Origin of the sequence: Kitasatospora sp. NPDC089913, from assembly GCF_044748625.1 — a bacterium.
Taxonomy (GTDB): domain Bacteria; phylum Actinomycetota; class Actinomycetes; order Streptomycetales; family Streptomycetaceae; genus Kitasatospora.
Genome location: NZ_JBIVGI010000001.1, coordinates 766,129 through 775,125 on the forward strand (window position 1 = coordinate 766,129; position 8,997 = coordinate 775,125).

General features: G+C 73.2%; 8 protein-coding genes. 5 read left to right on the top strand and 3 right to left on the bottom strand.

The annotated features are described in order from the left end of the window. Window positions 1–5 precede the first annotated feature (5 nt). Window positions 6–224, bottom strand: a complete 219-nt coding sequence (locus ACIPYS_RS03440) for a hypothetical protein (protein WP_400742478.1) — start codon at window positions 222–224, stop codon at window positions 6–8. Between the two features lie 455 nt (window positions 225–679). Here ACIPYS_RS03440 and ACIPYS_RS03445 point away from each other — a divergent pair, with 455 nt between their 5' ends. Together ACIPYS_RS03445 and ACIPYS_RS03450 are read left to right on the top strand one after the other, a co-directional pair. Continuing rightward, on the top strand, window positions 680–1,669 hold the full coding sequence (locus tag ACIPYS_RS03445; RefSeq protein WP_400742480.1) for a LuxR C-terminal-related transcriptional regulator: 990 nt from the start codon (window positions 680–682) through the stop codon (window positions 1,667–1,669). A 310-nt stretch (window positions 1,670–1,979) separates the two neighbouring features. Next, window positions 1,980–4,403: a lamin tail domain-containing protein gene (locus tag ACIPYS_RS03450; protein WP_400742858.1), complete on the top strand. Its 2,424-nt coding sequence runs from the start codon at window positions 1,980–1,982 to the stop codon at window positions 4,401–4,403. An 84-nt stretch (window positions 4,404–4,487) separates the two neighbouring features. Here ACIPYS_RS03450 and ACIPYS_RS03455 read toward each other — a convergent pair whose 3' ends face one another. Both ACIPYS_RS03455 and ACIPYS_RS03460 read right to left on the bottom strand, forming a co-directional pair. Next, on the bottom strand, window positions 4,488–5,405 hold the full coding sequence (locus tag ACIPYS_RS03455; protein WP_093862575.1) for an SGNH/GDSL hydrolase family protein: 918 nt from the start codon (window positions 5,403–5,405) through the stop codon (window positions 4,488–4,490). A gap of 366 nt (window positions 5,406–5,771) precedes the next feature. Beyond that, entirely contained in the window at window positions 5,772–6,185 is a 414-nt protein-coding gene (locus ACIPYS_RS03460) for a DUF3592 domain-containing protein (protein WP_093862576.1), read from the bottom strand. Between the two features lie 251 nt (window positions 6,186–6,436). On the opposite strand from ACIPYS_RS03460, the gene ACIPYS_RS03465 reads away from it, so the two are divergent. From ACIPYS_RS03465 to ACIPYS_RS03475, 3 genes are all read left to right on the top strand, one after another. Next, window positions 6,437–6,892 (top strand): (2Fe-2S) ferredoxin domain-containing protein, encoded by a 456-nt coding sequence (locus tag ACIPYS_RS03465; protein WP_400742484.1) that lies wholly within the window; start codon window positions 6,437–6,439, stop codon window positions 6,890–6,892. 77 nt (window positions 6,893–6,969) lie between these two features. Continuing rightward, entirely contained in the window at window positions 6,970–7,221 is a 252-nt protein-coding gene (locus tag ACIPYS_RS03470; RefSeq protein WP_030391225.1) for a hypothetical protein, read from the top strand. 193 nt (window positions 7,222–7,414) lie between these two features. Next, a partial coding sequence (locus ACIPYS_RS03475; RefSeq protein ID WP_400742487.1) for a choice-of-anchor A family protein occupies window positions 7,415–8,997 on the top strand: 1,583 nt, incomplete at its 3' end.

Genomic DNA, 8,997 nt, shown 5'->3' on the forward strand with positions numbered 1-8,997 from the left:
AACGGTCAGTCCCAGCCGATGCCCGGGCCGTCGGCGCGGGAGGAGTCCCAGCCGATGCCTCCGGTCCCCCGGACGGCGGGGGCGTCCCAGCCGATCCCGGTCCCGTCGGCGTGGGCGGTCACGGGGGCGGGCGGGGCGGCCTGCGCGGCGGCGGCGGGAGCGACGGCGGTGGCGAGGGTCAGTGCGAGGGCGGCGGCGGCGAGCAGCCGGACGGGCTTCGGCACGGCGGTTCCTGTTCTGCACGGTGGTTCAGGGCGTGGTGGCGGTGCGGGGCGGTTCAGGGCGGGGCGGCGGTGCGTGGTGCCGGTGTGCGGCGGTGCGGGGCGACGGTGCGTGGTGCCGGTGTGCGATGGTGCGTGGTGCCGGTGCGGGCGGTCCGGTGTCCGTCCGCAGACTGCATCCTTCCGTCACCCGGTCCGCGCCGGGAGGGAGTTCGCCGGGCAGCATCCGGCCAGGCAGCTTGCTGCAACCCCGGGACGCGGTTCGCGGGGTGGCGCCGGTCCGCCCGAACCCTTTGCGGAACAGACCGGACGGTCCGGTTCGGGTGACCGGATCAGGTCTTGTGGCGACGGGAGCACCGGAGGAAGGATCGGGGGTCGCCGGGGCGGACCGGAATTCCGTCGCGAGCCGCGATGGGACGCGATGAGACGTGATGTCGTGACGGTCAGGGGTCGTTGACGTGCTGGAACTGCTGGGCGTGGACACCACCGCGGAAGCCGTGTACCGCGAGATGCTCGCGGATCCGGAGGGCGGGGTGGCCGAACTCCGGGAACGGCTCCACCTGCCCGAGGCCGACGTCCGGGCCGCGCTCGACCGCCTCGCCGACCTGACCCTGCTGCGCGCCTCCCGGGAACGCCCCGGCGCGCTCTGGCCGGTCAGCCCGGAGCGCGGGCTCGAGCTGCTGCTGCGCCGCCAGGAGGAGGACCTCGCCCGCCGCCAGCAGGAGCTGGCCGTCTCCAAGGCCGCCGTGGCGCGCGCCGTCGCGGAGTACGCCACCCTCCGCTCGGCCACCCTGGTGGACGGCGGCGAGCGCCTGGTCGGCCTGGACGCGATCCAGGCCAAGCTGGAGACGCTGACCGCCCGGCTGGCGACCGAGTGCCTGGCGGTGATGCCCGGCGGCGCGCAGTCCGCCGCCAGCCTGGCCGCCTCCCGCCCGCTGGACGAGGACGCCCTGAGACGGGGCGTCAGCCTGCGCACCATCTACCAGGACAGCGTCCGCAACGACCCGGAGACCTTCGCCTACACCCAGTGGATGACCGGCCTGGGCGGCCGGGTGCGCACCGCCCCGGTGCTGCCGCCGCGGATGCTGGTCTTCGACGGGACCACCGCCGTGGTGCCGATCGACCCGGAGAACACCAGGGCCGGCGCCCTGTGCACCGAGGAGCCCGGGATCGTCGCCTCCCTGGTCGCGCTGTTCGAGCAGACCTGGGAGACCGCCGCCCCGCTCGGCGGGGACCCGCGCCCCGAGGACGCCGGCACCGGCCTCAGCCCCGGTGAGCGCGAACTGCTGCGGCTGCTCTCCACCGGGCTGACCGACGACGCGGCGGCCAAGCGGCTGGGCGTCTCGGTGCGGACGGTCCGGCGGCAGATGGCGGCGCTGATGGAGCGTCTGGAGGCGGCCAGCCGCTTCGAGGCGGGCCTGAAGGCGGCCCAGCGCGGCTGGTTGTAGCCGGGGTCACAGCTTCGGGGTAACGGACTGTCGCTGTGCTGGAGAAGTTCACCTCCAGGCTCTTGTCCGGTCATTTTCTACGCGCGTATCTTTGGGGCGCTGCGGGGGGCGGTTACCGACTTCCGCGCGGATTTCTACGCGGGTAGCAGGACAGCGGGGCCGGGCACCGGCCGATGCGTCAGGTTCACCCGTCCGGCCGACCCGCACCGCCGACCCGTCCGTCGACCCGTCCGGCTGAACCGTCCGGCCGACCCGCCCCGCCGACCCACCCCCATGCACCACCCGAGCTAGGAGCCCCGTTCCGGTGACCATGCCCATCGCTCCCCGTCCGCGCTCGCGCCGCGCCCTGCTGCGCGCGGCCATCGTCCCGGCCGGTCTGGCCGCCTCCCTGGTGCTGGCCCCGCTGCCCGCCGCCGTGGCCGCGCCGTCCGCGGACGCGCTGATCTCCGAGGTCTACGGCGGTGGCGGCAACTCGGGCGCCACGCTGAAGAACGACTTCGTCGAGCTGGCCAACAAGGGCGGCGCCGCCTTCGGCCTGGACGGCTGGAGCGTCCAGTACATATCGGCCGCGCCCGGCCCGAACTCCCAGTGGGGCGTCACCCCGCTGACCGGTTCGATCGCCCCCGGCGGGCGCTACCTGGTCGGCGAGGGCGCCGGCGCCGCGGGCACCGTCGACCTGCCCACCCCGGACGCGGTGGGCTCGCTGGCGCTGTCCGGCACCAGCGGCACCGTCGCGCTGGTGCACGGCACCGACCCGCTGACCTGCAAGACCGCCGCCGACTGCGCCGCGGACCCGCGGGTGCGCGACCTCGTCGGCTTCGGCACCGCCGTGGTCCACGAGGGCTCCGCCTCGGTGGCCGGCGCCTCCAACACCGCCTCGGTCGCCCGCAAGGCCGGTCTGCCGGACACCGACGACAACGCCGCCGACCTCGCGGCCGGCGCCCCGTCGCCGACCAACAGCAAGGGCGAGGTCGCCGAGGGCTCCACCCCGACCGGCCCGACCGAGCCGGGCACCGTCCGGATCCACGACGTCCAGGGCCGCACCCGGCTGTCCGACCGCACCGGCAAGACCGTCGCCGGCGTGCCCGGCATCGTCACCGGCGTGCGCGCGTACGGCTCCAAGGGCTTCTGGATCCAGGACCCGAACCCGGACGCCGACCCGGCCACCAGCGAGGGCGTCTTCGTCTACACCGGCTCCGCCAACCCGACCGTCAAGGTCGGCGACTCGGTCCTGGTCACCGGCAAGGTGACGGAGTACTACCCGAACTTCACCGGCGGCTCGCAGTCGCTCACCCAGCTGACCAACCCGGCCGTCACCGTGGTCTCCTCCGGCAACCCGCTGCCGGCCCCGGTGGTCGTCGACACCCGCAACATCCCCGGCACCTACACCCCGGCGGCCGGCCCGGACGGGACGATCAACGGCGTCACCCTGGACCCGGAGAAGTACACCCTCGACTTCTACGAGTCGCTGGAGGGCATGCTCGTCGAGGTCCGTGACGTCCGGGTGATCCAGGCCACCGACAAGTACAACGAGCTGTGGGTCGCCGCCGACAAGCAGGACCAGAAGAGCCAGCGCGGCGGCGTGCTCTACGAGTCCTACGCGGAGCCGAACGTCGGCCGGCTGATGGTGCAGCAGCAGGCGCTCGTCTCCCAGCAGGCCTTCCCGGTCGCCAACGTGGGCGACATGCTGACCGGCGTCACCAACGGCCCGCTGGACTACAACCAGTTCGGCGGTTACACCCTGGTCGCGGGCACCCTCGGCGCGCTCCAGGACAACCACCTCCAGCGCGAGGTGACCGCCCCGACCGCCGACCGCGAACTCTCCATCGCCACCTACAACGTGGAGAACCTGGCGGCCACCAACCCCGACAGCAAGTTCGCCGAGCTGGCCGCCGGCGTCGTCACCCACCTGCGCTCGCCCGACATCGTCGCCCTGGAGGAGATCCAGGACAACAACGGTGCCAAGAGCGACGGCACGGTGGACGCGAGCGAGACCGTCGCCAAGTTCGTCGCCGCGATCAAGGCGGCCGGCGGCCCGGCGTACGACTGGCGCTCGGTGGACCCGGAGGACGGCAAGGACGGCGGCGAGCCCGGCGGCAACATCCGCCAGGTCTTCCTGTTCAACCCGCAGCGGGTCTCCTTCACGGACATCCCCGGTGGCGCCGCCACCGCGGCGGTCGACGTGGCCGGCACCGGCTCCGCCGCCTCGCTGACCGCCTCGCCCGGCCGGATCGCCCCCGCCGACGCGGCGTGGACCAACAGCCGCAAGCCGCTGATCGGTCAGTTCTCCTTCCGCGGCAAGAAGGTCTTCGTCATCGCCAACCACTTCAACAGCAAGGGCGGCGACCAGGGCATCGACAGCCGCTTCCAGGCGCCGACCCGCTCCTCGGAGACCCAGCGGGTCGCCCAGGCCACGGTGGAGCAGGCGTTCGTCGCCAAGCTGCTGGCCGCGGACAAGAACGCCAAGGTGGTCTCGGTCGGCGACTTCAACGACTACCAGTTCTCGCCCGCGCTGACCACGCTCACCAAGGACGGCGTGCTGCGCGACCTGGTGAACGAGCTGCCGGAGAAGGAGCAGTACTCCTACGTCTACCAGGGCAATTCGCAGGTGCTGGACCACATCCTGGTCAGCCCGGAGGTCGGGTACGCCAAGTACGACGTGGTGCACATCAACGCCGAGTTCGCCCAGCAGGCGAGCGACCACGACCCGCAGGTGGTCCGCATCAAGCCGTGAGGCCGGCGGAGCACGACCGAGGGGCGGTGACCGGGGACCGGTCACCGCCCCTCGGGGCTTGTGGGGGCGTGTCTTCCGGAAGCGTTACCCGAGGGCCTTGAGCACGGCGTCGGCCATGACCCGCTCGCCGGTCGCGTTCGGGTGGAAGGGGACGGCGGGGGAGCCGGGCAGCGCGCCCTCCACCCAGCGGTCGGACGAGCAGACGTCGTGCCCGCGGGTGGGCGTGGCCGTGTCCACGTAGGTGGCGCCGGTGGCGCGGGCGGTGGACTGCAGCATGCTGTTCAGCCGGCCGAGCACCTCGTGCAGGTACGGGATGTCGCGCGGGGCGATCGGCTGGCGCAGGACGCAGGAGGCGCCGTCGGCGGGCAGCACCGACGGGTACCCGACCAGCAGGATCCGGGCCTTCGGGGCCTTGGCACGCAGCCGCTTCACGGTGTCGGCGAGCCGCGGTCCGGTCCGGTCGATCCGGTCGGCGAGGTCGTCGTTGCCGTACTGCCAGGACCAGCTGGACCAGTCCCAGTACCCGTGATGGTAGACGTCGGTGCACGGGGTGCCGAGCGGGTTGACCACGGCGCCCGCGATGCAGGTGGCGATCACGTCGGCGATCCCGAGGTCGCTGTCGCCCAGGTCGTTGCCGCCGATCCCCAGGGTGATCAGGTCGGTGTCGGCGGTCACCGCGTCGATCTGCGGGTCGTTGACCCGGATGAAGGCGTCGTACTGCGCCTCGGTGATCGACTTCACCTTGGCGGCGGCGCAGGTGACGTCGCGGTAGGCGGCGGCGTTCAGGGCGGCGGCGACCAGGTGGCCGTAGTTGCGGTCGGAACGCAGGCAGAGGCCGGCCGACTGGTTCGGAACCCCCGCGCCGGCCGCGTAGGAGTCGCCGAGCGCCACGTAGCGGTGGGGGGCGGGAGTGGCGGCCTGCGCGCTGGTGGCGGTCATCGCGAGTGCGGCGCCCAACGCGGCGGAAGCGAGCAGCAGGGAATTCCGGGCACGGCGGAGCACGGTTCCTCCTGGGGGAGAGAAACGGGTGGGTGGGGGTGGTGCGAGCCGGGCCACAGCTACTACTGACAGGTAAGTTACTGGCAGGTTTCGCGGTCGTCCATGCTGTGCGCATACATTTCCGAAAATCCGTCAGAGGTTTCGGAAGGCGCTCCGGCGGGAATTCCGAATTTCGCTCCGAGGGGTGTCGAAATGCATTCCGAGACGGGGCGGAGCGGAATTCGGGCGGTGCCCGCCAGGGGGCGGGCGCCGCCGTGAGGGTTGCGTCGGGGCCGCGCGGGGGCGGGGTGCCGCCGGGGAGGTGGAGGCGGCGGCGGGGTGGGGGTGGCGCGGTCCACGCGGTCCACGCGGTTCACGCGGTTCACGCGGTCAGTCGGCGGCGGCGACCCAGAAGAAGAAGACCGTCATCACGGCGAAGAGCACGCAGGCGTATCCCAGCAGCCCGACGCCGTCGGCGCTGGGGAGGCCGAGGACGACGACCTTGTCCGGGAACCGCGGGAGGTGGGCTACGTCGACCTCGTCGCCGGGTCGGAGTCCGGTCGGCCCGCGCAGCGCGATCGACGTGGTCGCCTCCACCGCCGGGCCGACCGCGACCTCGAACCGCACCCGGACGGTGTCCTCGTAGCCGCCCTCGTCGCCCACGGGCGTGCTCGTCACGGCGACCACGCGGGCCCGGTGGCGAGTGCCGAAGCGGTGGATCCGGAACGTCCGCGAGGCGCGTGATCCGGTCCAGTACGAGCTGCCGGCGAACACCGTCCCGATCAGCAGGGCGAGAAGGTTCACAGCCGTGCAGCCTACGCCCGGGGCCCGGTCCACGCCCAGAGCTTTGTCGTCAACTCCCTTTTGTTGGAACCTGGTTCATGTCGGCCGCGGTACCAGGAGCGGCCCTCGGCAGGCGGCCGGGTAGGCTGCGGCTGCCGTCCCGGTGTCACCCGGCCGGCGGGCTCCACCGTGATCGTCGGCCGCAGCGGCCTGCGGCCGCCGCGCGCACGGGCGCGGCGGCGGGCCCTGGGGAACGAGGAGGCCGGGGAACCATGAGCCGTCGCGAGCGCGACCGGATCGGCAAGCAGGGCGGAGCCGGCAAGCAGGGCGGGGCCGGGAAGCAGGGCGGACGTGGTCCGGCCGCCCCGGTGACCGTCACCGTCTGCCGGGGCTGCTGCTGCGGCACCCAGCAGAAGCACCCGGGCGTCGACCACGCCGGCCAGTACGAGCGGCTGCGCGCGGCGGTCGGCGACGCCGGCCGGGTCCGCGCCGTGAAGTGCCTGGACACCTGCGCGCACTCCAACGTCGTGGTGGTCGGCCCCTCCAGCGAGGGCCGCGCGGCCGGCGGCCGACCGGTCTGGCTGGGCTGGGTGCTGGCGGACGACATGATCGAGGAGATCGCCACCTGGGTGCACTCCGGCGGCCCGGGTGTCGCCGAACCGCCGGGGCTGCTCGACCTCCAGCAGATCTCGGTCTCCCGCCGCGTCGGCGAGGGACTGCCGGGCTGACCCCGCCGACCCGGGCCCGTACGTGGAGCGGCTGGCCTAGCATGACCTAGGCTCCGCGTGCCGACAGGAGGAAGACGATGACCACGGTCTGCCGCATCTGTGCGGGCACCGGCCGCACCGCCGGCCTCAGCTGCCGGACCTGCCAGGGCACCGGCACCACCGAGGTCGGCGGTGGCGGCGGCAACTGCTTCCTCTGCGACGGCACCGGGGTGTACGTCCGCTACCGGGTCGACGCGGGCGGGGCCAAGCACGCGTACCGCGACGAGATCTGCCGCACCTGCGACGGCACCGGGAACCGGGCCGCTTCTCCCTGGGACGAGGCGTCCTGACGCCGCGGGGTGCCGGGGCCGGGCCGGAGCCGGGGCCGGTGCCGTTGCCAGGACCGTTGCCGTTGCCGGGGCGGCCCTTCCCCGGCTCCGGACGGTGACGGTTGGTCCGGGCGGGTGCGCCCGCTCACCGCATCAGCGTAGGAGGACGCCCCAGCGGTGACCGCGTTCGCACGGACTGTCGGACGCTACGAGCATGGCTTCCCTGAACCGACTGCTCGCCCGCATACGCCGAAGGGCCGGTGCCCTGGCGGTACCGGGCACCCTCGTCACGGCCCTCGTCCCCGTCCTCGCGCTCGGCCCGGGCGCGGTCAGTGCCGCGGCGGCCCCGCTGCCCGGCGGACTCGGGCCCTGCGTGCCCGGCAGCTGCCCCGTCACTTATCCCACCTCGATCAACAACGGACCGTTCGCCGGCCGGGACAACGGCATCAACGTCTTCGTCGGCGGTGACTTCCTGGTCCGCGGCCGCGCCGCCGAGGCCGAGGGCCGCGTCGTCGTCCTCAACGCCTACGACCAGGCGAAGGAGGCCGGTGTCAGCTCGATCTACAACGTCGGCATCGCCGGCGTCGGCTCCCGGGTCCCCCCGCCGGACGGCGCCGACTTCCTCACCACCGGCGCCGGGGTCACCGTCGCGAGCGGGCAGTCCCTGGTGGCCGAGGGCGGCGTCGTCCGCCACGCCGGGCCCGTCAGCGGCACGGTGACCGGTACCTCGACCACCGACGCCAACGCCGTCCAGCCCTACACCGCTCTGCGCGCCCAGCTCTCCACCGCCTCCGACTGCTACGCCCGGGTCGGCGGCCTGCCCCGCACCCCGACCGGCACTGCGGTCAACCAGGGCGGCCAGACCCTGTTCACCGGTGACGGCAGCTCGGCACTCCAGGTCTTCAACGCGGACTTCGACCTCACCGGGCCGACCGGGGGTCAGCAGGGCATCGTCTTCGCCGGCATTCCGGCCGGGGCCACGATCCTGGTCAACGTCACCGGCGCCACCCGCGTCCTGAACACCTACAGCGGCGGCATCAACGACTCCGACGACCCGCTGAACGGCTACCGCGACCACCTGCTGTGGAACTTCCCCGACGCCACCTCGGTCACCCTGGGCGGCACCGGCCAGTTCCAGGGCAGCTTCCTGATCGGCGAACCGGCCTCGCAGACCACGGTCACCCTGGCCGGCGTCAACGGCCGCTTCTTCACCACCGGCTCCCTCACCCACACCAGCCTGGCCACCGGCGGAGGCGGCCAGGAGTTCCACTCCTACCCCTTCAACGGCGACCTGCCCTCGTGCGGCTCCACCCCGGTGACGGGTGAGGTGCGGGTGCTGAAGACGGATTCGGTGTCGGGCGCCGCGTTGGCGGGTGGGGTGTTCGACCTGTGGCGCGAGACCAACGGCATTCCCGGCCTGCAGACCATCGGCGTGAACCCGGACACCCAGGTGGGGGCGGTCTGCACCACGGGTGCGGACGGTCTGTGCCGTCGGACGGTGGAGGTGGGTACCTATTACTGGCGGGAGACCGCCGCCCCGGCGGGGTACCAGTTGCCGGTGAATCCGGTGTTCGGTCCGTTGGTGCTGACGGCGGAGAACGCTGCGGCGGGTGTGCAGACGACGGCGGCCGATGCCCCGCAGCCCCCGGTGACGGGTGAGGTGCGGGTGCTGAAGACGAACGCCGAGACGGGCGCTCCGCTCGCGGGTGGGGTGTTCGACCTGTGGCGCGAGACCAACGGCATTCCCGGCCTGCAGACCATCGGCGTGAACCCGGACACCCAGGTGGGGGCGGTCTG